Annotated in this window: 24 protein-coding genes; 11 read left to right on the top strand and 13 right to left on the bottom strand. The window is 73.7% G+C overall.

Annotated elements, in window-relative coordinates; all coding sequences use genetic code 11:
- Window positions 1-14 precede the first annotated feature (14 nt).
- Together IEZ05_RS14255 and IEZ05_RS14250 are read left to right on the top strand one after the other, a co-directional pair.
- A complete protein-coding gene (locus IEZ05_RS14255; RefSeq protein WP_189230460.1) occupies window positions 15-617 on the top strand; it encodes a hypothetical protein in 603 nt (200 codons plus the stop codon).
- Window positions 618-789: 172 nt separating this feature from the next.
- Entirely contained in the window at window positions 790-1,521 is a 732-nt protein-coding gene (locus IEZ05_RS14250) for a 3-keto-5-aminohexanoate cleavage protein (protein ID WP_189230459.1), read from the top strand.
- Window positions 1,522-1,836: 315 nt separating this feature from the next.
- Here IEZ05_RS14250 and soxR read toward each other — a convergent pair whose 3' ends face one another.
- Window positions 1,837-2,355 carry a redox-sensitive transcriptional activator SoxR gene (gene soxR / locus IEZ05_RS14245; protein ID WP_189230458.1) on the bottom strand — a complete coding sequence of 173 codons (519 nt, stop codon included), beginning with the start codon at window positions 2,353-2,355 and terminating at the stop codon, window positions 1,837-1,839.
- Between the two features lie 141 nt (window positions 2,356-2,496).
- Between soxR and IEZ05_RS14240 the strand changes: the two genes are divergently transcribed.
- Window positions 2,497-2,958, top strand: coding sequence for a MaoC family dehydratase (locus IEZ05_RS14240; protein WP_189230457.1), 462 nt, complete (start codon window positions 2,497-2,499; stop codon window positions 2,956-2,958).
- Window positions 2,959-2,962: 4 nt separating this feature from the next.
- Here the strand turns inward: IEZ05_RS14240 and IEZ05_RS14235 are convergent, their stop codons facing one another.
- The 3 genes from IEZ05_RS14235 to IEZ05_RS14225 form a co-directional block, all read right to left on the bottom strand.
- Window positions 2,963-3,610 carry a TetR/AcrR family transcriptional regulator gene (locus IEZ05_RS14235; protein WP_189230456.1) on the bottom strand — a complete coding sequence of 216 codons (648 nt, stop codon included), beginning with the start codon at window positions 3,608-3,610 and terminating at the stop codon, window positions 2,963-2,965.
- A gap of 81 nt (window positions 3,611-3,691) precedes the next feature.
- Window positions 3,692-3,982, bottom strand: a complete 291-nt coding sequence (locus tag IEZ05_RS14230; protein WP_189230455.1) for a YiaA/YiaB family inner membrane protein — start codon at window positions 3,980-3,982, stop codon at window positions 3,692-3,694.
- 61 nt (window positions 3,983-4,043) lie between these two features.
- Window positions 4,044-5,195 (bottom strand): acyl-CoA dehydrogenase family protein, encoded by a 1,152-nt coding sequence (locus IEZ05_RS14225; RefSeq protein ID WP_189230454.1) that lies wholly within the window; start codon window positions 5,193-5,195, stop codon window positions 4,044-4,046.
- 103 nt (window positions 5,196-5,298) lie between these two features.
- On the opposite strand from IEZ05_RS14225, the gene IEZ05_RS14220 reads away from it, so the two are divergent.
- From IEZ05_RS14220 to IEZ05_RS14210, 3 genes are all read left to right on the top strand, one after another.
- Window positions 5,299-5,940 (top strand): TetR/AcrR family transcriptional regulator, encoded by a 642-nt coding sequence (locus tag IEZ05_RS14220; RefSeq protein ID WP_189230453.1) that lies wholly within the window; start codon window positions 5,299-5,301, stop codon window positions 5,938-5,940.
- 46 nt (window positions 5,941-5,986) lie between these two features.
- A complete protein-coding gene (locus IEZ05_RS14215) occupies window positions 5,987-6,700 on the top strand; it encodes an ArsR/SmtB family transcription factor (protein ID WP_189230452.1) in 714 nt (237 codons plus the stop codon).
- 67 nt (window positions 6,701-6,767) lie between these two features.
- A complete protein-coding gene (locus tag IEZ05_RS14210; protein WP_373298784.1) occupies window positions 6,768-7,715 on the top strand; it encodes a DMT family transporter in 948 nt (315 codons plus the stop codon).
- A 287-nt stretch (window positions 7,716-8,002) separates the two neighbouring features.
- Here IEZ05_RS14210 and IEZ05_RS14205 read toward each other — a convergent pair whose 3' ends face one another.
- From IEZ05_RS14205 to IEZ05_RS14170, 8 genes are all read right to left on the bottom strand, one after another.
- A complete protein-coding gene (locus tag IEZ05_RS14205) occupies window positions 8,003-9,100 on the bottom strand; it encodes a Zn-dependent alcohol dehydrogenase (protein WP_189230450.1) in 1,098 nt (365 codons plus the stop codon).
- A 21-nt stretch (window positions 9,101-9,121) separates the two neighbouring features.
- Complete coding sequence (locus IEZ05_RS14200) at window positions 9,122-10,510, bottom strand: aldehyde dehydrogenase family protein (RefSeq protein WP_189230449.1); 1,389 nt, start codon at window positions 10,508-10,510, stop codon at window positions 9,122-9,124.
- Between the two features lie 122 nt (window positions 10,511-10,632).
- Window positions 10,633-11,970, bottom strand: coding sequence for an ABC transporter ATP-binding protein (locus IEZ05_RS14195; RefSeq protein ID WP_189230448.1), 1,338 nt, complete (start codon window positions 11,968-11,970; stop codon window positions 10,633-10,635).
- 358 nt (window positions 11,971-12,328) lie between these two features.
- Complete coding sequence (locus IEZ05_RS14190; RefSeq protein WP_229869716.1) at window positions 12,329-13,603, bottom strand: MFS transporter; 1,275 nt, start codon at window positions 13,601-13,603, stop codon at window positions 12,329-12,331.
- Between the two features lie 20 nt (window positions 13,604-13,623).
- Window positions 13,624-15,072, bottom strand: a complete 1,449-nt coding sequence (locus tag IEZ05_RS14185) for a CitMHS family transporter (RefSeq protein ID WP_189230447.1) — start codon at window positions 15,070-15,072, stop codon at window positions 13,624-13,626.
- A gap of 151 nt (window positions 15,073-15,223) precedes the next feature.
- Window positions 15,224-17,461 (bottom strand): molybdopterin oxidoreductase family protein, encoded by a 2,238-nt coding sequence (locus IEZ05_RS14180; protein WP_189230446.1) that lies wholly within the window; start codon window positions 17,459-17,461, stop codon window positions 15,224-15,226.
- 112 nt (window positions 17,462-17,573) lie between these two features.
- Window positions 17,574-18,191: a TetR/AcrR family transcriptional regulator gene (locus IEZ05_RS14175; protein ID WP_189230445.1), complete on the bottom strand. Its 618-nt coding sequence runs from the start codon at window positions 18,189-18,191 to the stop codon at window positions 17,574-17,576.
- The gene (locus IEZ05_RS14170; RefSeq protein WP_189230444.1) at window positions 18,188-18,802 is read right to left on the bottom strand and encodes a hypothetical protein; all 615 of its coding nucleotides are present in this window, start codon (window positions 18,800-18,802) and stop codon (window positions 18,188-18,190) included. Before IEZ05_RS14170 ends, IEZ05_RS14175 begins: the two co-directional genes overlap by 4 nt.
- Before the next feature lie 161 nt (window positions 18,803-18,963).
- On the opposite strand from IEZ05_RS14170, the gene hmgA reads away from it, so the two are divergent.
- From hmgA to IEZ05_RS14155, 3 genes are read left to right on the top strand one after another with little or no spacing between them, the layout of a single operon-like run.
- Complete coding sequence (hmgA, locus tag IEZ05_RS14165) at window positions 18,964-20,280, top strand: homogentisate 1,2-dioxygenase (protein ID WP_189230443.1); 1,317 nt, start codon at window positions 18,964-18,966, stop codon at window positions 20,278-20,280.
- Window positions 20,281-20,307: 27 nt separating this feature from the next.
- Window positions 20,308-21,057, top strand: a complete 750-nt coding sequence (locus IEZ05_RS14160) for a GntR family transcriptional regulator (protein WP_189230442.1) — start codon at window positions 20,308-20,310, stop codon at window positions 21,055-21,057.
- A gap of 22 nt (window positions 21,058-21,079) precedes the next feature.
- On the top strand, window positions 21,080-22,237 hold the full coding sequence (locus IEZ05_RS14155) for a type ISP restriction/modification enzyme (protein WP_189230441.1): 1,158 nt from the start codon (window positions 21,080-21,082) through the stop codon (window positions 22,235-22,237).
- Window positions 22,238-22,416: 179 nt separating this feature from the next.
- Here IEZ05_RS14155 and IEZ05_RS14150 read toward each other — a convergent pair whose 3' ends face one another.
- On the bottom strand, window positions 22,417-23,121 hold the full coding sequence (locus IEZ05_RS14150) for a TetR/AcrR family transcriptional regulator (RefSeq protein ID WP_189230440.1): 705 nt from the start codon (window positions 23,119-23,121) through the stop codon (window positions 22,417-22,419).
- Window positions 23,122-23,184: 63 nt separating this feature from the next.
- Between IEZ05_RS14150 and IEZ05_RS14145 the strand changes: the two genes are divergently transcribed.
- On the top strand, window positions 23,185-24,129 hold the full coding sequence (locus IEZ05_RS14145) for an ATP-binding cassette domain-containing protein (protein ID WP_189230439.1): 945 nt from the start codon (window positions 23,185-23,187) through the stop codon (window positions 24,127-24,129).
- Window positions 24,126-24,944 (top strand): ABC transporter permease, encoded by an 819-nt coding sequence (locus tag IEZ05_RS14140; protein WP_189230438.1) that lies wholly within the window; start codon window positions 24,126-24,128, stop codon window positions 24,942-24,944. Before IEZ05_RS14145 ends, IEZ05_RS14140 begins: the two co-directional genes overlap by 4 nt.
- Window positions 24,945-25,083 lie beyond the last annotated feature (139 nt).

Genomic DNA, 25,083 nt, shown 5'->3' with positions numbered 1-25,083 from the left:
GGAGGTGCAGGGCGATGGCCGGTTTCCGGAGTCTGGCGAGACAGGTCCGCGATCCACGGTGCGACCTGGCGCTACGGCGCTATTCGCTGCGCAAGTGCCTTGAGCGGTTCGCCCCTTACGGGCACAGGGCGACTTGGGACCATCTGTGCTCGCGGGCCGGCTTCGGCCCCGAGGACCGCTCCCCCGACCCGGCGCGGCTCGTGGCCGCACTGGAGGAGCTGGAGGAGGCGCGTTCGGTGTGGCTGGCCTACGAGGTGGAGTTCGCCGAGCGGCGCAGGAAGGAGAAGCACGACGGCCTGCGCAGGCCGGGCAGTGTGGACGACTGGCACCGGCTGACCTGGGGCGGTTTCGGGGTGGCCTGGTGCGACGACCCCCGGGTCCATCCCGACGGGCCGCTGGCCGAGGTGTTGCGCCGGCTGATCTCGGCGCTCGAGCGCGACCCGGGTGAGGTGTGCCCGGTGTGCGACGGGGACCGGCTGGTCTGGAAGTACGACCTGGACCACGAGCCCTCGACGGGACCGGTCTGCACGGACTGCGGGATCCTGGTGCCGCGGCCGGTGCTGACCCCGGACGCCCTGGCGGACGCCCGGCGTGAACGGCTGCTGATGTCGGCGTAGCGGCCGGGGGACGGACGCCCCCGTGCGGGCGGGAAGTTGACGACAGGCCGCAGGCCGTGTCAGCGAGGTCCCTCCGTCCGCCCGGAGGGACCTCGCGGACAGGGCTCGGGGATGCGCCGGGGATGCCGCGCTCCCGACGGGTGTTGTCAGTGGTGCCCTGCACCATGGGGGAATGGTGCAGGTGTGTGTGAACGGGGCCCGCGGGGGCGCCGACGGCGCGGTGGTGCCGCTGACGCCGGAGGCGATGGCGGACGCCGTGGCCGGGGCGGTGGCCGCCGGGGCCACGGACGTCCATGTCCATCCCAAGACGCCGTGCGGGCGGGACACGTTGTCGCCGCGGGTGCTCGCGGTGACCCTGGAGGCGGTACGGGCGCGGGTGCCGGTGCCGGTCGGGGTGACCACGGGGGCGTGGGCCGAGCCCGGGCCGGACGCACGGGTCGCGCGGGTCCGGAGCTGGGAGGCGCTGCCCGACCACGCCTCGGTCAACTGGCACGAGCCGGGCGCCGAGGCGGTCGCCGCCGCGCTGATCGAGCGGGGGGTGGGTGTCGAGGCGGGCATCTGGTCCGGCACGGACGGCGCGGAACGGTTCGCGCGCTCGCCGCTGGGGCCGAGGGTGCTGCGGGTACTGGCGGAGGTCACGGACACCGACGCGGAGACCGCGGAGGCGTCCGCGCGGACCCTGCTGGACGGCCTGGGTGCGGCGCACGGCCGCCCGGTACTGCTGCACGGCGAGGACGGCGGCGCCTGGCCGGTGCTGCGCCTGGCCGGCCGGCTGGGCCTCGCCACCCGCATCGGCCTGGAGGACACCCTGCTCCTGCCGGACGGCCGGCCCGCCCGGTCGAACGCCGAGCTGGTCGAGGCGGGACTGACCGAGTGGCGGACGGCCCGGCACCCCGGGGCGTGACCCGCAGGGGGCGAACGGCACGTGGGAGCGAAGCCCGGCGTGTGCGGGGCCCGGTGCCGGACCGGGTCGGTGCACGGGCTGCGAGGGGGGCGACGAGGGGCGCGCAGGGGTGCCGCGCGGACGGCTGAGGGTGATCGGACGGACCGGCGCGGGTGCGGGGCAAGGCAGGTCGCGTCGTCCGGCGCGGGTGCGGGGGCGGGGCGCGTGGTCCGGCGCTGCCGGGGCCCCGCCGCGCCCACCCGTGCCGCCCCGGGGGTGCCTCCCAGGCCGTTCAGGCACTGAGGGAGGCACGACTGCCCGCAGCCGGGCGGGCGTTCAGTCGCAGCAGGCCGGGTCCTGGGAGGCCACCGCACGCTTGCCGGCGCGGGCCGGGTCGGTCTTCCGTTCCACCAGCAGGCGGGAGCCCGTACGGCTTTCGCCGAAGACGTCGTCGGGGTTGGACAGGACGCAGGTGTCCAGGGACAGGCAGCCGCAGCCGATGCAGTCGGTGAGGTGGTCGCGCAGCCGGTTCAGCTGCTTGATCCGCTCGTCCAGCTCGGAGCGCCAGGCCGCGGAGAGCCGGGCCCAGTCGTCCTCGGTGGGCGTGCGCCCCTCCGGCAGCTCGGCCAGCGCCTCGCGGATCGTGGCGAGCGGGATGCCGACGCGCTGGGCGGCCCGCACGAAGGCGACCCGGCGCAGCGCGTCGCGGCTGAAGCGGCGTTGGTTGCCCGAGGTGCGGCGACTGCTGATCAGGCCCTTGGACTCGTAGAAGTGCAGGGCGGAGACGGCGGCGCCGCTGCGCGCGGCGAGCTGGCCGACCGTGAGCTCGTGAATCTTCTCGGGAATCTGAGGCACTCCCCGAACCCTACCCACCCGCTCGACCCTCGGGTCCGTTGACATGGGCCTCACCGACTACCATGCTAAGCAGTTGCTTAGCAACGCCCGGCAGGCACGGGCAAGCAGAGCCACGAAACCTTTGACGCGAGAGGCCGGGACATGGCAGAGCCGAGGATCTTCACATCCGCCGACGACGTGAAGGCGGCGGTGGGCGAGCAGCTGGGGTACACCGACTGGCTGGAGGTCGACCAGAAGCGCATCGACCTGTTCGCGGAGGCGACCGGCGACCACCAGTGGATCCACGTGGACCCGGAGCAGGCCGCCGCGGGCCCGTTCGGCACGACCATCGCGCACGGGTATCTGACCCTGTCGCTGCTCCCGCTCTTCGGCCCGCAGCTGATCAAGGTCGAGGGCGTGAAGATGGGTGTCAACTACGGCACCAACAAGGTCCGTTTCCCCTCCCCCGTCCCGGTCGGCTCGCGGCTGCGCGCCACGGCGACGATCACCGGCGTCGAGGACGTCAAGGGAGGGATCCAGGTGGCCGTCGCCTTCACCGTGGAGCGCGAGGGCGGCGACAAGCCGGTGTGTGTCGCCGAGTCCGTCTCGCGCTACTACCTGTGAGCCGCTACCGCCCCTGAGCGGCGCCGGGCTCCTTGGCCCGCACCATCCGCAGCACGAGGTCGGCGTAGAGCGCGCCGACCTCGTCGGGCGTCCGGGGGCCGTTCACGTTGAACCAGCGGGCGACGTCGATGCAGAGGGAGAGCACGGCGAGCGTCGTGCCCTGCACGTCCGCCACCTCGAACTCGCCCGAGGCCACGCCCTCCTCGATGATGCCGCGCACCTGAGCGTCGACCTGGCGGCGCAGCGCGACGATCTCGGCGCGGGCGTCCGGCCCGAGCGCGTCCAGCTCGTACTGCACCACGCGCGCGGTGGTGCGCCGCCCGGCGTGCCAGCGCACGAAGGAGCTGACCGCGTCGGCGAGCCGCTCCGTGGCGCTGCCCTCGCCCTCGGCGGCCGTGCGCAGGATGCCGAGCGCCCGGTCGTGGCCGATCCGGCTGATGCGGTGGAGCAGCTCTTCCTTGGTCTTGTAGTGGATGTAGAGCGCGGCCGGGCTCATGCCGGCCCGCCCGGCGATGTCGCGGGTCGTGGTCGCGTGGTAACCGCGCTCGGCGAAGGCCTCCACGGCGGCGACCAGCAGTCGCCGGGCCGCGTCAGGCGTGACCTCTTCCCACGGCTCGATGTCGCCGCCCGCCGTCTCGGCCGCCGTACTCATCGCTTGTTCGCCCCTCTCGGTGACAGGAGCTCCACCATACCGCCGAAGCTGAGCGGGCGCTTAGGGCGCCCGCCGCACAGGTCACCCCAGCTTCTCGAAGGGGTCGTGCTCGGCGAGGAGCTTCTCCAGCCGCGCCTGGTCGACCCGGCTGACGATCTGCCCGGCCTCCTGCCGGTCCCGGATGATCTTGGCCAGGGTGAAGGCGGACGTGACGAGGTACAGGACGGCGATGGCGAGGAAGGCGCGCACCCACGCGTCGGCCTCGAGCCGGTAGATGCCGATGGCGGTGGCGATCATGGCGACGGCGAACGACGCGACGGCCTGCCCGTAGAAGGCGGCGGTGCTCTGCTGCTTGACCGGTGTGTCACTCATGGGGACAAGCGTCGGCGGATGCGGCTGTGACCACATCCGCCGTCGTACTCAGTTCGGCTACTCAGAAGGCCGAGACGCCCGTCAGCGCGCGCCCGATGACCAGCTTCTGGATCTGGCTGGTGCCCTCGTACAGGGTCATGACGCGGGCGTCGCGCAGCAGCTTGCCGGCCGGGTACTCGTCGATGTAGCCGTAGCCGCCGAAGACCTGGAGGGCGTTGTTGGCGGCGCGGACGGCGGCCTCCGAGGCGAACAGCTTGGCCTTGGAGGACTCGACGGTGAAGGGCTGCCCGCGGTCGATCAGGTCGGCGACCCGCCAGGTCAGCAGCCGGGCCGCATCCACGTCGAGGGCGATGTCGCTGATCAGCTCCTGCACCAGCTGGTGGTGGGCGATGGTCTTCCCGAACTGCTCGCGCTCGCCCGCGTACCGCACGGCCGCGTCCAGGGCGGCCTGCGCGATGCCGACGCAGCCGGCCGCGACCGACATCCGCCCCTTGGCGAGGGCCGACATGGCGACCGAGAAGCCCTTGCCCTCGGGGGCCAGCATCGCCGAGGCGGGGACGCGGACGTCCTCCAGGACCAGTTCGGCGGTGGCCTGGCCGCGCAGCCCGAGCTTGCCGTGGATGGTGCGGCGGGTCAGGCCGGGGGTGTCGGTGGGCACCAGGAAGGCGGAGACGCCCTTGTGGCCGGGGGCGTCCGTGGAGCGGGCGAAGAGCAGGACGACGTCGGCCCAGGTGCCGTTGGTGATGAACATCTTGGTGCCGTTGACGACATAGTCGTCGCCGTCGCGGACCGCGCGCGTGGAGAGGTTCCCGGCGTCCGAGCCCGTGCCGGGCTCGGTCAGGCCGAAGCAGCCGACGTACTCGCCGGAGGTCAGCCCCGGCAGCCAGCGGCGCTTCTGCTCCTCGTCGCCCCAGGCGGCGATGGTCTTGGCGACCAGGCCGAGGGAGACGGAGACGATGCCGCGCACGGAGCTGTCACCGCGCCCCAGCTCCTCCGTCACCAGGCAGTACGCGAGGTGGTCGCCGCCGGAGCCGCCGTACTCCTCGTCGACGGTGAGCCCGAGGAAGCCGACCTCGCCGAGCTTCTTGACGATGGACCGGTCCACCTCCTCGGCGCGGTCCCAGGCGACGACGTGGGGGGCGATCTCGCGCTCCACGAAGTCCCGGGCGAGCTGCCGTACGGCGGTCTGCTCCTCGCTGAGCTCCAGGTTCATGACGGGTCACCCCACAGTAGACGGATCCGGACAGACGTATCTTGAAAGCCGGACATTTAAATTAGCACTGCTAGTTTAAGGTCGCAGCCCTACTATGTGCGCCATGGCCCGACCGCGCAAGCCCCTGCTCAGCACCGACCGGATCGTCGAGACGGCCCGCGCGCTGGTGGACGCGGAGGGCCTCGCGGCCGTCTCCACGCGCCGGCTCGCGGCGGAACTGGGGGTGAGCGGGCCCTCGCTCTACAACCACTTCCGCACCAAGGACGAGATCCTGGAGGCCGTCGCCGACTCGGTCAGCGCGCAGGTCGACCTCTCGATGTTCGAGGACGGCCGGGACTGGCGGACCGCGCTGCACGACTGGGCCGTCTCCTACCGGGCGGCCCTGCGCGACCACCCCAACATCGTCCCGGTGCTGGCCCACGGACCGGGGCGCCGCCCGGCCGCGCTGCACCTCGCGGACGCCGTCTACGGCGCGATGGTCGCGGCGGGCTGGCCGCCGGCGCAGGCCACGTCCATCGGCGCGCTGATGCGGTACTTCGTCATGGGCTCCGCGCTCGGCTCCTTCGCGCGGGGTTTCCCGGACGACGCCGGCGCCTACGATCCCGCCGACTACCCCCACCTCGGCAAGGCGCACCTCCTGGCCGAGCAGCAGGAGAAGATCGACGAGCGGGCCTTCGAGACCGGGCTGACGGCCCTGCTGGACGGGCTGGCGCAGCAGTACCGGCAGGCGGGGCGGAACGACTGAGGACACTTCGGCGCCCGCCGAAGTGTCCGTGCCCCATCCTGGACACATGAGCGACAAGGACGGCGAAGCACCCGGGCTCGCGCGGCTGGCCGGGCTGATCGCCGACGAGACCAGGGCCGCCTGCCTGCTGGCGCTGCTCGACGGGCGGGCGTGGACCGCCGGCGAGCTGGCCCGGCACGCGGGCGTCGCCGCGTCGACGCTGAGCGAACACCTCGGCAAGCTCGTCGCCGGCGGCCTGCTCGCCGAGGAGCGCCAGGGCCGGCACCGGTACGTGCGGCTGGCCGACGAGCGGATCGCGCACCTGGTGGAGGACCTGGCCGCGCAGGTCGCGCCCGAGGCGGCGGCCCGGCGTCCGCGCACCCTGCGCGCGTCGAGCGCCGGGTCGGCGATGGCCCGCGGGCGCACCTGCTACGACCATCTCGCCGGGCGGCTCGGGATCGCGGTCACCGACGCGCTGACCGGGCGCGGGCTGCTGCGCCAGGACACCGGCTTCGCGCTCACCGACGCGGGACTCGGCTGGTTCGACGCCGCCGGGATCCGCCTCGACCGGACGAACCGCCGTCCGCTGGCCCGCGCCTGCCTGGACTGGACGGAACGCCGCCCCCACCTCGCGGGTGTCGCGGGCGCGGCCCTGTGCCGGCACGCCCTGGACACGGGCTGGTGCGTGCGCATCGGCTCGGAGCGGGCGGTGAAGGTGACGCCGGCCGGCGAGGACGCGCTGTCCGGGCTGCTGGGCATCGACCCGGCACTGCTGCGCTGAGCGCGCGGGCGCCCCGTCCGGAATCCGCCAGTCCCCCGCCCCCTTCCCGCCTAGCCTCTGGAGCATGATGAGCACCGCCCCGACCCGCCGTGCCGGCCTTCTCGCCGCCGGCGCCGCCACCGTCACCGTCGTTCTGTGGGCCTCCGCCTTCGTCTCCATCCGCAGCGCGGGCGAGGCGTACTCGCCGGGCGCGCTGGCGCTCGGGCGGCTGCTGTCGGGCGCGCTGACGCTGGGGGCGATCTGCCTGGTGCGCCGGGAGGGGCTGCCGCCCCGGCCGGCCTGGCGGGGGATCGCGATATCCGGGCTGCTGTGGTTCGGCTTCTACATGGTCGTCCTGAACTGGGGCGAGCAGCAGGTGGACGCCGGCACGGCCGCCCTGGTGGTGAACGTCGGTCCGATCCTCATCGCGCTGCTCGGCGCCCGGCTGCTCGGTGACGCGTTGCCGCCGCGGCTGCTGACGGGGATGGCGGTGTCGTTCGCCGGTGCGGTGACCGTGGGCCTGTCGATGTCCGGCGAGGGCGGCTCCTCGCTGTTCGGGGTGGTGCTGTGCCTGCTGGCGGCGGTGGCGTACGCGGGCGGGGTCGTCGCGCAGAAGCCGGCCCTGGGCCGGGCGAGCGCGCTGCAGGTGACGACGTTCGGGTGCCTGGTCGGGGCGGTGGTCTGTCTGCCGTTCGCCGGGCAGCTGGTGCAGGAGGCGGCGAAGGCGCCCGCGTCGGCGACGCTCAACATGGTCTACCTGGGTGTGTTCCCGACCGCCCTGGCGTTCACGACGTGGGCGTACGCCCTGGCCCGGACGACCGCCGGCCGGATGGGCGCCACGACGTACGCGGTGCCCGCCCTCGTCGTCCTGATGTCGTGGCTGGCGCTCGGCGAGGTGCCGGGGCTGTTCACGCTGGCGGGCGGGGCGCTGTGCCTGGCGGGCGTGGCGGTGTCGCGGTCCAGGAAGCGCGCGGCGGCGGCTCCGGAGCCGGGCGGGACCCCGGAACCGCGCCGCGAGGACGTGGGCCGGCGGTAGGGCCCCGCCCGGCCGTGCGCGCCTGCCCCGCGGCGCCCGGCGCGCACGCTCGCCGCGGGGCCCGCCCTTCGGGCGCGCGACGGTCGTGGCCCGACGGGGCCTGGGGGCCTCGTTCGGATCTTGCCGGAATCGCGGGGCCTGGCACGCACACCTGCGGCGTTGTCGTCGGTTGCCAGGGCTCCGCCCTGTCGCCCTCCTCCGCCTTGCAGCCGCACGCACCGGACCCCGCTCACAGGTCGGCCACCAGGCACCGTCGCCCGGAGCCGGCCCGCTCCGAACGACACCCCCTAGAAGACCACCAGCGCACGGCCGCCCTTGCCGGCCAGCATGTTGTCGAAGGCCGCCGGGATGCCGTCCAGGGCGATGTGTTCGGTCACCAGGGCGCCCAGGTCCAGGCGGCCGGTGCGGACGTGCTCGGCCAGGACCGGGAGGTCGCGGGCCGGGTCGGCGTTGCCGTAGACGCAGCCGGACAGGGTGCGGCCCCAGTGGAAGATCTCCAGGGCGTTGAAGGTGACGTGCTGGTCCTTGCCGCCGATGCCGACGACCGTGGTGCGTCCGCCGCGCCGGGTGGAGTCCCAGGCGGTGCGGATGGTGACCGCGCGGCCGACGCACTCGACGGCCGCGTCCACGCCCTGCTTGCCGGTGAGGGCGCGGATCTCGCGGGCGGTGGTGTCGGAGGCGATCAGATAGTCGGTGGCGCCGGCGGCGCGGGCCAGCTCCTCCTTCTCCGGCGACACGTCGACCGCGACGATCTTCGAGGCGCCCGCGATCCGGGCCGCCTGGAGGGTGGCGAGACCCACTCCCCCGACGCCGAACACGGCGACCGTCTCGCCCTCCCGGACCTTCGCCGAGTGGTGGACGGCGCCGTAGCCGGTGAGGACGGCGCAGCCGAGCAGCGCGGCGTCGGTGAGCGGGATGCCGTCCGGGCAGGGCAGGACGCAGGACGCGGACACCACCGTCTCCTCGGCGAACGCGGCGACGTTCAGGCCGGGGTGCAGGTCGGTGCCGTCGTCGGCGCGGCGGGCGTGCGTGTTCGCCGCGCCGGCCAGGGCGTTCGCGCACAGCCAGACCTCGCCGAGCGAGCAGGGGTGGCAGGCGCCGCAGGACGGGGCCCAGTTGAGGACGACGCCGTCGCCGGGCGCGACGTGGGTGACGCCCTCGCCGACGGCGACGACCGTGCCGGCGCCCTCGTGGCCGAGGACGGCGGGGAGCGGCACGCGCATGGTGCCGTTGGACAGGGACAGGTCGGAGTGGCAGACCCCGGCGGCGGCGAGCCTCACCCGGACCTGGCCGGGGCCGGGCTCGGGCAGCTCGATGCCGGTGACCTCCAGCGGGGAGCCGACAGCGGGTACGACAGCGGCGCGGACGACATCACGGACGGCCATGACGTGGGCAACTCCCCTGGACTAGAACTGGAGGGACTTGGTCTGGAGGTACTCGGTGAGGCCGTGCGAGCCCAGTTCGCGGCCGACGCCGGACTGCTTGTAGCCGCCGAAGGGGGCCAGCGGGTTGAAACGGCCGCCGTTGATGTCGACCTGGCCGGTGTCCATGCGGCGGGCGAAGGCGACCGCCTCCGCCTCGTCCGCGGCCCAGACGGCGCCGGCGAGGCCGTACACCGTGCCGTTGGCGATCCGCAGGGCGTCCTCCTCGTCCCCGTAGCGCAGGACGGACAGGACAGGACCGAAGATCTCCTCCTGGGCCACGGTCATGTCCTCGGTCACGTCGGCGAGGACGGTCGGGCTGACGAAGTACCCCCGCTCGCGCGGGGCTTCGGGGCCGCCCGCGACGAGGCGCGCGCCCTCCGCGACGCCCTTCTCGATGTAGCCGCGCACCCGCTCCTGCTGCTTGGCGTTGACGACCGGGCCGATCCGGTCGCCGTACTTCGCGGCGGCCTCGGCGGCCAGCTCGACGGCCTCGTCGTACTGGTCGCGGTGGACCAGCATCCGGGTCCAGGCGCTGCACGTCTGGCCGGAGTTGGACATGACGTTGGCGACGCCGACGTTCACGGCCTTGGCCAGGTCGGCGCTCGGGAGGATCACGTTGGCGGACTTGCCGCCGAGTTCCAGGGCGACCTTCTTGACGGCGGCGCCGGCGATCGCGCCGATGCGGCGGCCGACGGCGGTGGAACCGGTGAAGGAGACCAGGTCGACGTCCGCGTGCTCGGCGAGGGCCTGGCCGGCGACCGGGCCGAGGCCGGTGACCAGGTTGAAGACGCCCGCCGGGACGCCGGCCTCGTGCACCGCCTCGGCGAAGAGCTGGGCGGTGAGCGGGGTGTCCTCGGCGGGCTTGAGGACGACCGTGCAGCCGGCCGCGAGCGCCGGGGCGACCTTGGCGACGATCTGGTGGAGGGGGTAGTTCCAGGGGGTGATGGCGCCGACCACGCCGATCGGCTCGTGGTGGACGACGGAGTTGCCGACCTTTTCCTCGAAGGCGTACGTCGCCGCCAGCTCGGCGTAGGAGCCCGCGACCGCGATCGGGGCGCCGGCGTGCACGGCCTGCGAGAACTTCAGCGGTGAGCCCAGCTCGGCGGTGACGGTCTCGGCGATCTCGTCCTTGCGGGCCACCAGCACGTCCCGCAGGGCGGTCAGACGCGCGGCGCGCTCGGCGGGCGGGGTGGCGGCCCAGCCCGGCAGGGCGGCGCGGGCGGCCCGTACGGCGGTGTCCACGTCCAGGGCGGTGCCGGCGGGGACCTTGCCGATCACCTGCTCGTCGGCCGGGTTCACCACGTCGATCGTGTCCCGGCCGTCGGCGGGGCGCCAGGCTCCGTCGATGTACATGCCGTCGTGTGCCTTCATCGCGTTCCTTCCGGGCGGGCCTCGTCGTCCAGCCCCAAACTAGCGCCGATAGTTTTACGGCACCAGGGGCGGCCACCATGGTGGCGCGGCTCACCCTCCCAGAGGGCCGGATGTCGGCGGGATCACTCCTCCAGATCCGGCAGGCGCGCGGGGGCGGGGCAGATCCGTTCGCCGTGCTGGTCGAAGACGAACAGGTGGGCGAGGTCGACGAGGAGGGGGACCTGCATGCCGTGGCGGAGGTGGACGTCGGGGGTGGTGCGGACGATCAGGTCGCCGGGCAGACGGCCGTCGGGGGCGGTGACGGCGGGTCCGGCGTCCTCCGGGTCGTCCATGACCACCACGGGACCGGCCCGCAGGGCGCCCGCCCGCTCCTTCAGCCGGTCGAGGACCGTGCCGTCGCGGCGGCGGCGCCCCGCGGGGCGGGCGTCGGGCCGCGGGGCCTCCAGGTCGGGCACGACGGCGGGCCGCGAACCGGTGTTGAAGTGGACGAGGACCTCGTGGCCCTGGAACTCGACGTGCTCCACCAGGCCGGTGAGGAGCACCTCGCCGGGGCGGGCGGAGGCGGCGTCCGCGATCCGGACGGCCTCGGACCGCAGGCCCACGATGACCTCGCGGCCCTGCTGGACCCGGAGCAACTGGTGGTCCAGGGACAGCGGTTCGGGCAGACGCAGGTACTGCTTGCCCAGGCTGATGGTCATCGCGCCGTCCAGCGGGGCGCGTACGAGGCCGCGCAGCAGGTTGATGCGCGGGGTGCCGATGAAGGCGGCGACGAAGACGTTGCGCGGCAGGGAGTAGACGGTGCGCGGGGTGTCCACCTGCTGGAGCGTGCCGCCGCGCAGGACGGCGACGCGGTCGCCGAGGGACATGGCCTCGGACTGGTCGTGGGTGACGTAGACGGTGGTGACGCCCAGTTCGCGGGTCAGCCCGGTGATCTCGGCGCGCAGGTGGTTGCGGAGTTTGGCGTCGAGGTTGGACAGCGGCTCGTCCATCAGGAAGGCGGTGGGCCGGCGGGAGATGGCCCGGCCCATGGCGACGCGCTGGCGTTCGCCGCCGGAGAGCTGGGCGGGGAAGCGGTCGAGGAGGTCCTCGATGCCCAGCATGCGGGCGGTGGCGTCCACGCGGGGGCCGTGGTCGGCCTGGGGCGCCTCGACGCGCAGCGGGAAGCCGATGTTCCCGCGGGTCGTCATGTTGGGGTACAGGGCGAAGTTCTGGAAGACCATCGACATGCGCCGCTCGGCGGGGAGCAGGTCGTTGGCGTACGCGCCGTCGAGCAGCAGCCTGCCCTCGGTGATCTCCTCCAGCCCCGCGATCATGCGCAGGACGGTGGACTTGCCGCAGCCGGAGGGGCCGAGGAGGACGAGGAACTCGCCGGGCGCGATGTCCAGCGACAGCCGGTCCACCACGCGGACGCCTCGCGCGTAGGTCTTGCTCACGTCGTGCAGGGAGATGGCGCGTGTCATGGAGTGCCCCCGGGGGCTCACTGGCGCTGGGTCTTCGTGGACGGACGCCTCGTACGGGACGCACGGGGCGTGTGAGTCACGGAAGTTAACGGACTGTGCGCGGCCGGGGGAAGACACCGGACCGCAACTCGCGGGAGCGTCCATATGGCGAGAAAGCGGACGATCGAATTCAGCGCGGAGGGCGTCTCACGGGGTGATCACGGCCGGGCACGGGTCCGGGCCCGGCCGTGCCGTCGCCCCCGCTCGACGTCCGGTGCGAGCGGCTGGACCGGAGCCCGGCCGCCGGGGTCGCGCCCGCCACTGCGCGGGCCCGCCGCGGCCCCCGGGCAGCCCGCACGACGCGGGCGCGTCCTCGCCGTCATCCCCCGTTGCCCGGCGGGCCGTCGCGGCGCTCACCGCCCTGACACGCCGTACGACGCGAGGGCCGGGTCCCGCCGGGGCTGCCGGCGGACGTGCGCTCGGGTGCCGGTCCGGACGGGGAGCGCAGGGCCACGCCCGAGGACAGCAGGAGCAGCGCGCCGAGCATCACGAAGGGCGCGGCCACACCCGCGACACCGGCGATCAGACCGGCCGCGGCGGGTGCGGCGACCTGGCCGAGGCGGTTGCCGGTCAGGCGCAGGGCGAGGGCGGTGGAGCGGGCCTCGTCGGGGGCCGCCTGGACGACGGTCGTCATGGACAGCGGCTGGCCGACGCCCAGGCAGAAGCCGAGGACGACGAGCATCACGCCCAGCGCCCACACCGGCACCGGCAGCGCGACGCCGGCGCACAGCACGGCCGCCAGCAGACAGGTGACGGTGAGCAGGACGGTGCGGCCGAGCCAGCGCAGCAGGGGCGTCAGCACCAGCCGGCAGGCGATCGTGGCCGCCGCGCGCAGGCTGAGCAGCACCCCGATGACGGCCGGGGAGATGCCCCGGTGCTCGCCGACCACCGGCAGGTAGGCGGTGAGGATGTCGGTCGCGGACAGCACCGACAGACTGATCAGGATGCCCGCGGGCACGCCCCGGGCGCGCAGGATGCCCCCCACCGGGACGCGCGGCCCCTTTTCCGCACCGGACCCGGCGGCCGTCGGATGCTCTATGCGCCACAGCGACGTGAACGCGACCGCCGCTCCCGCGCCCGCGACGACCAGGGCGAGCGCGCTGCTGCCGGCCATGTCGGGGCCGCCGATCAGGGCGCCCGCGGCGACGGGACCGATGAGCTGGCCGAGCGAGGCGCCGATGGTGAAGTGGCCGAAGTTGCGGTCCTGCTCGTGCGGCGCGGACTGGCGGGCGACCAGCGACTGGGCGCCGATGACGAAGCAGAGGTGCCCGAGGCCCATGACGCCGCTCCACAGCGCCATCGTCCACAGCGACCCGGCGACGCCGCTCAGCGCGCAGCCGCCGGCGATGAGCACCACCCCGACGGGCAGCAGCGGCGCGCAGCGTCCGTGGTCGGTGCGGCGGCCCAGCGGCACGGCGGCGAACAGCGGCAGCAGCGCGTACACACCCGCGATGACGCCGACCGCCCGCTCGTCCGCGCCCAGCGCGAGGGCCCGGTAGGAGACGGCGGGCCGGGCCATCGACACCGCCCCCTGCGCGAAGCCGAAGGCGATGACGAGGCGGAGCAGCCAGCCGCGGTTCCCACCGGGCGCCATGATCGTGTCCTTCCTGACGATCAGATGATGCCGAACAGGATGCCCGCCGCGAGGATCACCAGGCTGGTCAGGACCGCCCACTTCACGACGAACCGGGTGTGGTCGCCGAACTCGACCTTGGCCATGCCGACCAGGACGTACACGGCGGGGACGAGCGGGCTGGACATGTGCAGCGGCTGGCCGACGATCGAGGCGCGGGCGATCTCCAGCGTCGACACGCCATGCGCGTGGCCGGCCTCGGCGAGCACCGGCAGGACGCCGAAGTAGAAGCCGTCGTTCGACATGAAGTAGGTGAGCGGCAGGCTCAGCAGGCCGGTGACGAGGCCCATGTGCGGGCCCATGCCGTCGGGGATGGTGTCCACCAGCCAGTTGGCCATGTGGTCGACCATGCCGGTGCCGGTGAGGACGCCGGTGAAGACGGCGGCGGCGAAGACCATGCCGGAGACGTTGAGGACGTTGTCGGCGTGGGCCGCGATCCGGGCCTTCTGGTCGGGTATCTGCGGGAAGTTGACGGTGAGGGCGAGGGCGGCGCCGATCAGGAACAGCACCGGGATCGGCAGCAGCTCCATGATCATGGCGGTCAGCAGGGCGACCGTGAGCAGCGCGTTGAACCAGTACAGCTTGGGGCGCAGGGTGGCCCGGTGCGGGTCGAGGCCCTGGAATTCGTCGTCCGCGGCGCCGTCCCGGCCGGCCGGGTCCTCGGAGCCCGCGGACGCGTTGCCGGCACCGGAGCCCTTGCCGGCACCCGCGCCGGAGGCCCTGCCCGGGCCCGTGCCGGCCGCCGCGCCGGCGCCCGCGCCGACCAGCACCGTCTCGGTCTCGTCCTGCCGCACCAGCGCCTCGTCCAGCGTCAGGGTGCCGAGCCGCCGGCGCTCGCGCAGACCGAGGACGTAGGCCAGGACGACGACCGCGACCAGGCCGACGGCCAGGGCCGGGATCATCGGCACGAAGATGTCGGTGGCGTCGACCTTCAGCGCGGTGGCGGCGCGGGCGGTGGGACCGCCCCAGGGCAGGGTGTTCATCACACCGTTGGCCATCGCGGCGACACCGGTCATCACGACCAGGCTCATCTTGAGGCGCTTGTACAGCGGGTACATCGCCGAGACCGTGATCATGAAGGTGGTCGAGCCGTCGCCGTCCAGGGAGACGATCGCGGCCAGCAGCGCCGTACCGACGACGATCCGCATCGGGTCGGCCTTGCAGAACTTCAGGATCGCGCGGACGATCGGGTCGAACAGCCCGACGTCGATCATCACCCCGAAGTAGACGATCGCGAACATGAGCATCGCCGCGGTGGGGGCGAGGCTGGACACGCCGTCGATGACGTAGTCGCCGAGCTGGGCGCCCTTGCCGACGAACACGCAGAACAGCGCGGGAATCAGCACGAGCGCCGCGATCGGCGACATCTTCTTCATCATGATCAGGACCAGGAAGGTCGCGATCATGGCGAAGCCGAGGATGGTCAGCATGAATGGATACCTAACGTTCGCCCTTGAACATCCCACCGGGGCAGGCGGTGCGAGCGACGTTAGGTGGCGCGAAGCCGCGTTAACAAGACGTTGACATGCGAGCAATAAGCGCAAAATTCCAGGTCACAGCTTTGCCAGGTCAGGGGTCGGGTCAGGGCGCGGTCACGGGGGCGACCTCGACGGGTACGCCGTTGAGGACCGCGTTGCCCGACAGCGGGTCCAGCAGGCTGCCGTCGAGGAGCTGGTTGACGTTGACGCCGGGGTCGCCGGCGGCGTGGGTGAGGCGGGTGCCGGGCCGGTCGTGGCCCCAGCCGTGCGGGAGGCTGACCACGCCCGGCCGGACCGTGTCGGTGACCTCGGCGGGGGCGGTCACCTCTCCCCCGGCGCCCTTGACGCGCACCGGCTCCCCGTCCCGCACGCCGAGCCGGCCGGCGTCGTCGGGGTTCAGGTGCAGGGTGCAGCGGTTGGAGCCGCCGGTGAGGGCGGGGACGTTGTGCATCCAGCTGTTGTTGGACCGCAGGTGGCGGCGGCCGACCAGGACGAGCCCGCCGGGGCGCTCGGCCATGGCGCGCCGCAGGCGCGGCAGGTCGGCGGCGATCGGTGCGGGCAGCAGTTCCACCTTGCCGCTGCGGGTCTTCAGCGGCTGCGGCAGGCGCGGGCGCAGCGGGCCGAGGTCGATGCCGTGCGGGTGGGCGAGCAGCCGCTCCAGCGACAGTCCGTCGGGGCGGGCGCCGAAGCCGTCGCCGTAGGGGCCGAGGCGCAGCATCATGTCGAGCCGCCGTTCGGGCCCGTCGCTGCCGGTGAGGCGTGCGGCGAGGTCGCCCGGGTCGCGTCCGTGCACCGGTGAGTGCGGGTCCCGTACGGCCTTGCCGAGGGTCTGCTCGATCACCATGGCGTCGACGGCGGCCGGGTCGGCGCCGTGCATGCCGGTGGCGGCGAGGATCAGCCGGGCGAGGATCTCGGTCTCGGCCATGCGGCCGGGTTCGAGCGGGACGGCGGGGCGGGTGTAGCGGACCTGGTTGCGCACGGCGAGGGTGTTGAAGGCGAAGTCGTGGTGCGGACTCTGGGCCGGCGGGGGCGGCGGCAGGACGACGTGGGCGTGGCGCGAGGTCTCGTTCAGGTACGGGTCGACGCTCACCATGAAGTCGAGGGAGTCCAGCGCCTTGTCGAGCCGGTCGCCGTCGGGTGCGGACAGGACGGGGTTGGCGGCGATCGTGATCAGTGCGCGGACCGGATCGCCCTCGTCGGTGGTGGTGTCGATCTCCTCGGCGAGGGCGGACAGCGGCAGCTCGCCCTTCGCCTCGGGATGTCCGCTCACCCGCGAGTGCCAGCGGCCGAGCGCGAAGCCGTGTCCGGGTCCGGCGGGGCGCGGGGTCCGGTCGGTGGCGGCCTGCGGGAAGAGGGCGCCACCGGGCCGGTCGAGGTTGCCGGTGAGGATGTTGAGGACGTCCACGAGCCAGCTGGCGAGGGTGCCGTGCGGGACTGTGCAGCTGCCGATGCGGCCGTAGACGGCGGCGGTGGGGGCGGCGGCGAGTTCGCGGGCCAGGGCGCGCGTCGTCCCGGCGTCGACGTCGCAGGCGGCGGCGACGGACTCCGGAGTGAAGTCCCTCACGGCGTCGGCGAGTTCCTCGACCCCCTCGACGTGCGGGGCGAGGGCGCCGAGGTCGGCCAGGCCCTCCTCGAACAGGACGTGGGCCATCGCGGCGAGGAGCAGGGCGTCCGTGCCGGGGCGGATCGCCACGTGCCGGTCGGCGAGCCTGGCGGTGCGGGTGCGGCGCGGGTCGACGACGGTGAGGGTGCCGCCGCGGGCCTTGAGGGCCTTGAGCCGGCCGGGGAAGTCGGGTGCGGTGCACAGACTGCCGTTGGACTCCAGCGGGTTGGCGCCGATGAGGAGCAGGTGGTCGGTGCGGTCGAGGTCGGGCACCGGGATGGCGTTCGCGTCGCCGAAGAGCAGCCCGCTGGAGACGTGCTTGGGCATCTGGTCCAGCGTGGACGCGGTGAACAGGCTGCGGGTGCCGAGCGCGCCGAGCAGGACGGGCGGGTAGAGGGCGCCGGCCATGGTGTGCACGTTGGGGTTGCCGAGGACGAGGCCGGCGGCGTGCGGTCCGTGCCGTTCGACGACGGGGCGCAGGCCCGCGGCGACCGCGTCGAACGCCTCCTCCCAGGTGGCCTCGCGCAGCTCGCCGTCCCGGCGCACGAGGGGTGTGCGCAGCCGGTCGGGGTCGGAGTCGAGGGCTCCGAAGGAGGCGCCCTTTGGGCAGATGAACCCGCGGCTGAAGACGTCGTCGCGGTCGCCGCGGGCGGCGGTGACCGTGGTGCCGTCGATGCTCAGGGTCAGGCCGCAGGTGGCCTCGCACAGGGGGCAGATACGCAGGGCGGTGCGGGGCACGGGTCCTCCCGGAGGGCGGCGGCGGTGACGCGCGGACGTGGAACCTCGCGGCGAGCATACCGACCGGTAGGCATGTTGGGGAGGTCTCCGGAGAACCCGGGGCCGACCCGCGTCAGTCGAGCACGCGCCCCAGATACGCCGCCAGCAGCTCCCGGGCCTCGTCGATGATCGCTTCGTCGCCGTCCGGCGCCACCCGGAAGGCGAGCTGGACGAGGGTGTCGGCGGTCTCCACGGCGACCAGGAAGGCACGGCGCAGGGCCTCGTCGGGGCGGCGGCCGAGGTAGCCGGAGAGCAGCTCGGTGACCCGGTCGGCGACGCGGTGGTTGGGCTCGGCGTGGCGGTCGCCGACCGGTATCTGGTTGCCGAAGTCCACGAGGGAGAAACCGGGCGCGGTCCGCTTCATCGCCAGGTACTCGTCGAGCACGGCGTCGAGGGCGTCGCGCCAGCCCCCGTCCCCGGCCTCCGTCAGCCGCTCGGTCACGCGCTCGACGTAGCGCTCGAGGTTGCGCTGGGCCAGCGCGTCGGCCATCTGCCGCTTGTTGCCGAAGAAGCGGTACACCGAGCCGATCGGGACGCCTGCACGCTGGGCCACGGCCCGGGTGCTCAACGCGTCGTAGCCGACCTCGTCGAGGAGGGCGGCACACGCGTCGAGGATCCTGGTCAGCCGTTCGGCGCTGCGCCGCTGCACGGGGGCACGACGGAGCGGGGTCGCGTGGGGCACGTGCATCATGATGCCTTTCCGCCGTGCCCCGGGGAACTGTGACCTCCGGTACGCGGGCGGGGGGTGGCGCCGGGCGGGGCTCCGTCCTCGCGCAGCGCCGGCTCCGTGGCACCGGTCGGCTCCGCGTCCGAGGCCGTGATGTCCGCCGTGCTCTCCACCGGCTCACCGTCGACGGCCCAGACGGTGCCGTCGTCGGCGTGCAGGCGCGCGGTGACATGGTGGGTGCCGCGCGGGACGAGCCCGGCGGCGAGGCGGTAGCGCGGGCCGCGCAGGGGGGTGACGAGGTCGCCGTCGACGAAGAGGTACGCCACACCGCGGCCGGCCACCGCCGTCGCCTCCGTACCGGGCGGCGAGAAGCGGAAACCGCGGACGGTCAGGCGGACGTCCCAGCTGTCGTCGGCGTTGGGCTGCACCTCGATGCCGACCTCGGGCGCGTGCGCGGCGTCCACCTCGCGGTAGCGCCGGCCGTCCTCGTCGGTGTCGCCGAGGAGTCTGCCCGCCGACGTCGGCGACGCCCCGGACCCCGGTTCTTCCTCGTCACTGGAGCCGCAGCCCGCGGATCCGGTCAGCAACAGGACACAGACCGCGAGCGCGGCGGCTGCTCCCCGCGTCCACGACATGCCGGGAGAGTAGAACACCGGTCCGACACTCCGGATCCCCCCACGGTCTGGTTCCGGTCATCGTCCCCAGGAAGGAGGGCGAAGGTCCGCACGCCCTCTTGCGCCCGGGAAACCGCAATCCTACGGTGTGGCATAGGAATCAGTTTGCGAGGGAGCGATCCATGAGCGGGGACGCGCGGAAGACCGCGGAGGGCCTGACCTACCTGTCCGGTTTCGGCAACGAGCACAGCTCGCAGGCCGTTCCGGGCGCGCTTCCCGAGGGCCGGAACTCGCCACAGCGGGCGCCCCTCGGGCTGTACGCCGAGCAGCTCAGCGGCTCGGCCTTCACCGAGCCGCGGGCCCACAACCGGCGCTCGTGGCTGTACCGCATCCGCCCCTCGGCTGCGCACCCGGCATTCACCCGGACCGGCAACGGCGCGATCCGCACCGCGCCGTTCACCCAGTGCGTCCCGGACCCCAACCGGCTGCGGTGGAACCCGCTGCCCGAGCCCGACGCCGGGACGGACTTCCTGGCGGGCCTGTGGACCCTCGGCGGCAACGGCGACGCGACCCAGCGCACCGGCATGGCCGTGCACCTGTACCGCGCCAACGCCTCCATGGAGCGGGTCTTCAGCGACGCCGACGGCGAGCTGCTGATCGTCCCGGAGCGCGGCGGGCTGCTGCTGCGCACCGAGTTCGGGCGGCTGCACGCCGAGCCGGGCCATGTGGCGCTGATCCCGCGCGGGGTACGCTTCCGCGTGGAGCTGCTCGACGACGATGCCCGCGGTTACGTCTGCGAGAACTACGGCGCCCCCTTCCGCCTCCCCGACCTCGGCCCGATCGGCGCCAACGGCCTCGCGAACGCCCGGGACTTCCGGGCGCCGGTCGCCGCGTACGAGGACGTGGAGGGCCCGGTGGAGGTGGTCAACAAGTTCTGCGGCAACCTCTGGACGGCCGTCTACGGCCACTCCCCGCTCGACGTGGTCGCCTGGCACGGCAACCACGTGCCGTACGTCTACGACCTGCGCCGCTTCAACGTGATCGGCACCATCTCGTACGACCACCCCGACCCGTCGATCTTCACGGTGCTCACCTCCCCTTCCGACACCCCGGGCCTCGCGGGCGTCGACTTCGTGGTGTTCGCGCCGCGCTGGCTGGTGGGCGAGGACACCTTCCGGCCGCCGTACTTCCACCGGAACGTGATGAGCGAGTACATGGGCCTGATCGAGGGCGCCTACGACGCGAAGGCGGAGGGCTTCGTGCCGGGCGGCGGTTCGCTGCACAACATGATGTCGGCGCACGGCCCGGACCGGGAGACCTTCGACAAGGCGAGCGCCGCCGAGCTGAAGCCGCAGAAGATCGACGACGGGCTGGCGTTCATGTTCGAGACCCGGTGGCCGGTGACCCTCACACCCCAGGCGACCCGAGCCGAGCACCTGCAACAGCGCTACGACGACGTCTGGCAGGGCCTGGAGCGCCACTTCCGCCCCTTGCACTGAGGATTCCCCTACCGGTACGGATGGCCCGTGACCTCCTTCGCCCCGGACTCCATCGTCCTGAACCGCAAGCTGCCCCTCTGGTACCAGGTGTCGCAGTCGCTGCGCGCCTCGATACTCGGCCGCTCGCCCCGGGACCCGCTGCGCCTGCCCACGGAGGAACAGCTGGCCGGCCACTACGGAGTGAGCGTGCTGACCATGCGGCAGGCGCTCAAGGAGCTGGAGGACGAGGGGCTGATCACCCGCCACCGCCGGCGCGGCACGTTCATCGAGCCGCACGCCCGGCGGGGCGCCCCGGTGCGGCTGCTGGGCTCGGTGGACGCCATCGTGGCCCAGCAGTCCGGCATGAAGGCCGAGCTGCTGGGCCACGGCACCGCTCCCGTGCCGCCCGAACTCGCCGAGTACTTCCCGGACCTGGCCGAGGCGGCCACGTACCACCGGCTGCGCTGCGACGAGAAGACCGGCGAGCCCACCAACCACGCACGCAACTGGATCCGTCCCGAACTGGCCGCCCGCATCGACCCGGACGACCTCGCGCGGTGGCCGATGACCAAGGTGCTGCGGGACGTGGTGGGCATGGACATCAGCCGGATCACGGACACCGTCGAGGCCCGGCTCGCGGACCCGGAGACGGCGCGGCTGCTCGAGGTGCCGCTGCTCAGCCCGATCCTGCACTACACCGGCATCACCTACGACACGGCGGGACGGGTGCTGGACGTGGCCGTCATCCACTACCGGGGGGACCGTTTCTCCTTCACGGTCACCCTGGACGCCACCTGAGGCCGCGGCGCCCCGTCGTACGATGCCGGGCGTGACGCACGACGACGCTCCGCGGCCGGCGGACCTCATGCCGTGGTCCGTCGCACCGCCGCGGCTCGGCCGGGGCTGGCCGGCGGCCCCCGACCCGGCGTCCCTGAAGGCCCGCTGGGACGCGCTGGTGAAGGCGGAGGGACCCGACCGCGAGGCCCTGTTCGAGCCGACGCGCTCGCGCACCCTGCACACGGCGGTCGGGCAGTTGCCGGGCACCTCCGGCGGCACGGACCGGCTGCTGCGTGCCTCCGGACCCTGTCCGGAGCCGGTCCGCGTGCTGCGCGCGCCCTTCGACGAGCAGTGGCTGATTCCCGACCACCGGCTGATCGACGCGGCCCGTCCCGAGCTGTGGCGGGTGGCCGACGAGCGGCAGGTCTTCGTCGTGGAGGCGTCCGACGCCACCGGCCCCCTCCTGCTCGCGACCTCGCGCCTCCCCCTGTTCGGTCCGGCCCGCGTCCGCCCCCTGCACCGGCGTCCCGGCGGGGCCGAGCCGAACCTGGCCCCCGGGCTGCTGGACCACCTGGCCGGCCGGCTCGGGCTGCGTCCCGGCCCGCTGGACGTGCTGGCGTGGATGGTGGCCGCCGTCCGTCCCGGCCCTGTGGTGCCGCTGACCGCCGACCCCGCGCAGTGGGAGCACGGCGTCTCACTGGGCCGCCGCGCGCTGTGGCTGATGCGCCGCGACGGCGAACGCCCCAAGCTGCCCGGCGGACGCCGCCCCTACGTCCGCGCCCCACTGCCCGCGCGCCCGCTGACCCTGCGCTACGACCGCGACGAGGAGGCCCTGTACCTGGACGAGGGCCGCGTCTCCCCCGTGCCGCCCGGCGCCTGGGACTTCGAGGCGGGCGGGGTGCGGGTCCTGGAGCAGTGGTTCGCGGCCCGCACCGCCGAGGGCGACCCGGGCACGCTGGCGGCGATCCGCCCGGCCGGCTGGCCGCAGGCCTGGACGTCCGAGCTGCTGGAACTGATCACGGTCCTCGCCCTGCTGGCCGAACTGCGCCCGCGCTGCGCGGAGCTGACGGTGACGGACCCGGTCACGGCCACGGAACTGCGCACCGCGGGCGTACTGCCGGCCCCCGAGACCTCCCGCAGGCCGGCCTCGGTCCTGGACGGCCGGGAGGAGGGCCCGGAGGGGCAGCTGGCGCTGCTGTGAGAAGCAGATCCCGGGTGCGACCAGGCCCGCGCAGAGCTTCTCCGCCGGCTGCCAGGTCTCGACCGCTCCGGACCGGGACCGGGCGGTGAGCATCGCCGGGACCGCCTCGAAGTCCCGGCCGGCTCGCCCTCGTCGACGTGCAGGCAGACGCTCACGCCGGCCGGACGCCGGGCGGGGCTCTACGCGAACCCGTCCAGCACCCGTTGCAGCGCCCGTTCGAACACCGCCTCCAGGTCGATCGGGCCGGCGTCCTGCGTGAAGGAGGCGGCCAGTCGGGGGTAGGCGCCGCTCGCGAGCTGCCGGCCTAGGTAGGCGATGCGCACCGCGTTCTCCTGCTCCTGGGACCAGGGCAGCGAGCGGGTGCGCTCGACCGTGGCGAGTTCGTTGCCGACGTAGGTCGTCACGACGCCGTTCACCATCGCCACCAGCTCCATCTTCGTGCCGTAGGGCGCGTCGAAGGGGTCGAGGCAGGCCAGGCAGTGCTCCAGGTAGCGCAGGGCGTTGGGGCTGAAGCCGTAGACCGGGGACATCAGCCGGGGCAGCCAGGTGTGCCGGTGCATCAGCGCGCGGGTCTGATGGGCGACCCGGAGCATGTCGGCGCGCCAGTCGCCGCTCGGCTCCCACAGCTCGTGCTCGCCGCTGACGGCGTCCATCATCAGCTCGTGCAGGTCCTCCTTGCGGGGGACGTAGTTGTACAGCGACATGGTGCCGCAGCCCAGTTCGGAGGCGACGCGGCGCATCGAGACCGCGTCCAGGCCCTCCGCGTCGGCGATCCGCACCGAGGCGGCGGCGATGTCGGCGCGGGTGTACGCCGGTCTCGGCCCCCGGCCGGTGCGCTCGGGGCGCGCCCAGATCACTTCGGGTACGGCCGCTCGGCCCGCCATCGTTCATCACCTCGGCCACCATCCTAGTTACGTACACCGTACGTAGTGCGCTATGGTCCTCTCATGACTACTACGTACGGTGTACTTAGTGAGGGTCTGGCGAAGCGCTTCGGCGACGTGCGTGCCCTGCGGGGGCTGGACCTCGCGGTGGCCGAGGGCACGGTGTGCGGGCTGCTCGGGCCGAACGGGGCGGGCAAGACCACGGCGGTGCGGCTGCTGACCACGCTGCTGCGGCCGGACGCGGGCTCGGCGCGGATCGCGGGGCACGACCTCGTACGGGAGGCCGCGGCCGTCCGGCGCCGGATCGGCGTGACCGGGCAGTACGCCTCGGTCGACGGGGACCTCACCGGACGCCAGAACCTGCGGCTGTTCGCCCGGCTGCACCGGGTGCGGGACGCCTCCGCGCGGGCCGCCGAGCTGCTCGACCGGTTCGGCCTCGCCGAGGCCGCCGACCGGCCCGCGTCCACCCTGTCGGGCGGCATGCGGCGCCGCCTCGACCTGGCGGCGAGCCTGATCCGCCGGCCCGAGGTGCTCTTCCTGGACGAGCCGACGACCGGGCTGGACCCGGCCAGCCGGAATCAGATCTGGGACGCCGTGCGCGCCCTGAAGGAGGACGGCACGACCGTGGTGCTGACCACGCAGTACCTGGAGGAGGCCGACCGTCTCGCGGACGACATCGCCCTGGTGGACCGGGGGCAGGTGGCGCACACGGGGTCGCCGGCCGAGCTCAAGGCACTGGTCGGGGCGCACGCGGAGGCCGTCGTCGCGGACGCGGACGCCCTGGGGCGGGCGGCGGCCGTCCTCGACCGGCTCACCGGGGCGGAGCCGGTGCTCGACCCCGAGCGCCTGACGGTCGGCGCGGTGAGCACCGACCCGACCCTCACACTCCCGCGCCTGGTCCGCGAACTCGACGCGGCGGGCGTGCCCCTGGTCGACGCGAGCCTGCGCCCGCCGACCCTGGACGACGTCTTCCTCCGCCTGACCGGCAGCAAGGAGCTCGCGGCATGAGCACGACTACGGCAACGACGGCAACGACCACGCCGTACGACCTGGTGTACGACGGCGCCGCGATGCTGGGTCGGCAGTTGCGGCGGATCCGGAACAATCCGGGGCTGCTGATCCTCACCCAGACAATGCCGGTGACGATGCTGCTGTTCTTCGGCTACGTCTTCGGCAGCGCACTGGCCATGCCGGGCGCGGAGTACCGGTCCTTCCTGGTACCCGGCCTGCTGGTGGCGACGGCGGCGAACGGGATCATGACGGGCATGTTCCAGGCCGCCCAGGACACGCACCGGGGCGTGACGGACCGGCTGCGCACCCTGCCGGTGAGCCGGGCCGCGGTGCCGCTCGGGCAGTCGGTCGCGGACGTGCTCGTCACGGCCGCCGGGACGGTGCCGTTCCTCCTGGTCGGGCTCGCCGTGGGCTGGCGGGTGGAGGGCGGTGCGCTCGGCGCCGCGGGTGCCGTGGGGCTGTTGCTGCTGTTCCGGTTCGCGACGACGTGGATCGGGATCTACCTGGGATTGCTCACCCGGAGCGAGGAGGCCGCCGGCCAGCTGGGCGGGGCGACGTTCATCCTGCCGCTGCTGTCCAACGCGTACATCCCGACCGAGGGACTGCCGGGGTGGCTGCGCACGGTCGCCGAGTGGAATCCGATCAGCGCGGTGACCACGGCGCTGCGTGATCTCTTCGGCAACGCACCCGTACCGGAGGGGGCCGCCTGGCCGGTGGCGCATCCCGTCGCCGGATCGCTGGCCTGGTGCGCGGTGCTGCTGGCGGTGTTCGTGCCGCTCGCCGTACGCGGGTACGCGCACGGCGAGCGCTGAGCGGGCCGGGCCTTCGTCACCGCCGGGCGGGGACACGGCAGGACGGGGACGTGCCCGCGCCGGGGATCACACCGGGGCGCCACCGCGTGCCGTGGGGATGACGGACGGGTGCGCGGCGCCGCGCCGGGACGGTGTGATC

This window comes from Streptomyces flaveolus (assembly GCF_014648815.1).
Taxonomy (GTDB): domain Bacteria; phylum Actinomycetota; class Actinomycetes; order Streptomycetales; family Streptomycetaceae; genus Streptomyces; species Streptomyces flaveolus.
Note: the sequence above shows the minus strand (reverse complement) of the source record. Positions and strands in the feature narration are given on the sequence as shown.

Coding starts and splice junctions, on each gene's coding strand:
- IEZ05_RS14240 (WP_189230457.1), top strand. CDS start 2,497: ATGGCAGAGCCGAGGATCTTCACATCCGCCGACGACGTGAAGGCGGCG.
- IEZ05_RS14150 (WP_189230440.1), bottom strand. CDS start 23,121: ATGGCGGGCCGAGCGGCCGTACCCGAAGTGATCTGGGCGCGCCCCGAG.
- IEZ05_RS14170 (WP_189230444.1), bottom strand. CDS start 18,802: ATGTCGTGGACGCGGGGAGCAGCCGCCGCGCTCGCGGTCTGTGTCCTG.
- IEZ05_RS14215 (WP_189230452.1), top strand. CDS start 5,987: ATGAGCGACAAGGACGGCGAAGCACCCGGGCTCGCGCGGCTGGCCGGG.
- IEZ05_RS14220 (WP_189230453.1), top strand. CDS start 5,299: ATGGCCCGACCGCGCAAGCCCCTGCTCAGCACCGACCGGATCGTCGAG.
- IEZ05_RS14255 (WP_189230460.1), top strand. CDS start 15: ATGGCCGGTTTCCGGAGTCTGGCGAGACAGGTCCGCGATCCACGGTGC.
- IEZ05_RS14195 (WP_189230448.1), bottom strand. CDS start 11,970: ATGACACGCGCCATCTCCCTGCACGACGTGAGCAAGACCTACGCGCGA.
- IEZ05_RS14225 (WP_189230454.1), bottom strand. CDS start 5,195: ATGAACCTGGAGCTCAGCGAGGAGCAGACCGCCGTACGGCAGCTCGCC.
- IEZ05_RS14210 (WP_373298784.1), top strand. CDS start 6,768: ATGAGCACCGCCCCGACCCGCCGTGCCGGCCTTCTCGCCGCCGGCGCC.
- IEZ05_RS14235 (WP_189230456.1), bottom strand. CDS start 3,610: ATGAGTACGGCGGCCGAGACGGCGGGCGGCGACATCGAGCCGTGGGAA.
- IEZ05_RS14205 (WP_189230450.1), bottom strand. CDS start 9,100: ATGGCCGTCCGTGATGTCGTCCGCGCCGCTGTCGTACCCGCTGTCGGC.
- hmgA (WP_189230443.1), top strand. CDS start 18,964: ATGAGCGGGGACGCGCGGAAGACCGCGGAGGGCCTGACCTACCTGTCC.
- IEZ05_RS14145 (WP_189230439.1), top strand. CDS start 23,185: ATGACTACTACGTACGGTGTACTTAGTGAGGGTCTGGCGAAGCGCTTC.
- IEZ05_RS14190 (WP_229869716.1), bottom strand. CDS start 13,603: ATGGCGCCCGGTGGGAACCGCGGCTGGCTGCTCCGCCTCGTCATCGCC.
- IEZ05_RS14200 (WP_189230449.1), bottom strand. CDS start 10,510: ATGAAGGCACACGACGGCATGTACATCGACGGAGCCTGGCGCCCCGCC.
- IEZ05_RS14230 (WP_189230455.1), bottom strand. CDS start 3,982: ATGAGTGACACACCGGTCAAGCAGCAGAGCACCGCCGCCTTCTACGGG.
- IEZ05_RS14155 (WP_189230441.1), top strand. CDS start 21,080: ATGCCGGGCGTGACGCACGACGACGCTCCGCGGCCGGCGGACCTCATG.
- IEZ05_RS14175 (WP_189230445.1), bottom strand. CDS start 18,191: ATGATGCACGTGCCCCACGCGACCCCGCTCCGTCGTGCCCCCGTGCAG.
- IEZ05_RS14250 (WP_189230459.1), top strand. CDS start 790: ATGGTGCAGGTGTGTGTGAACGGGGCCCGCGGGGGCGCCGACGGCGCG.
- IEZ05_RS14185 (WP_189230447.1), bottom strand. CDS start 15,072: ATGCTGACCATCCTCGGCTTCGCCATGATCGCGACCTTCCTGGTCCTG.
- IEZ05_RS14140 (WP_189230438.1), top strand. CDS start 24,126: ATGAGCACGACTACGGCAACGACGGCAACGACCACGCCGTACGACCTG.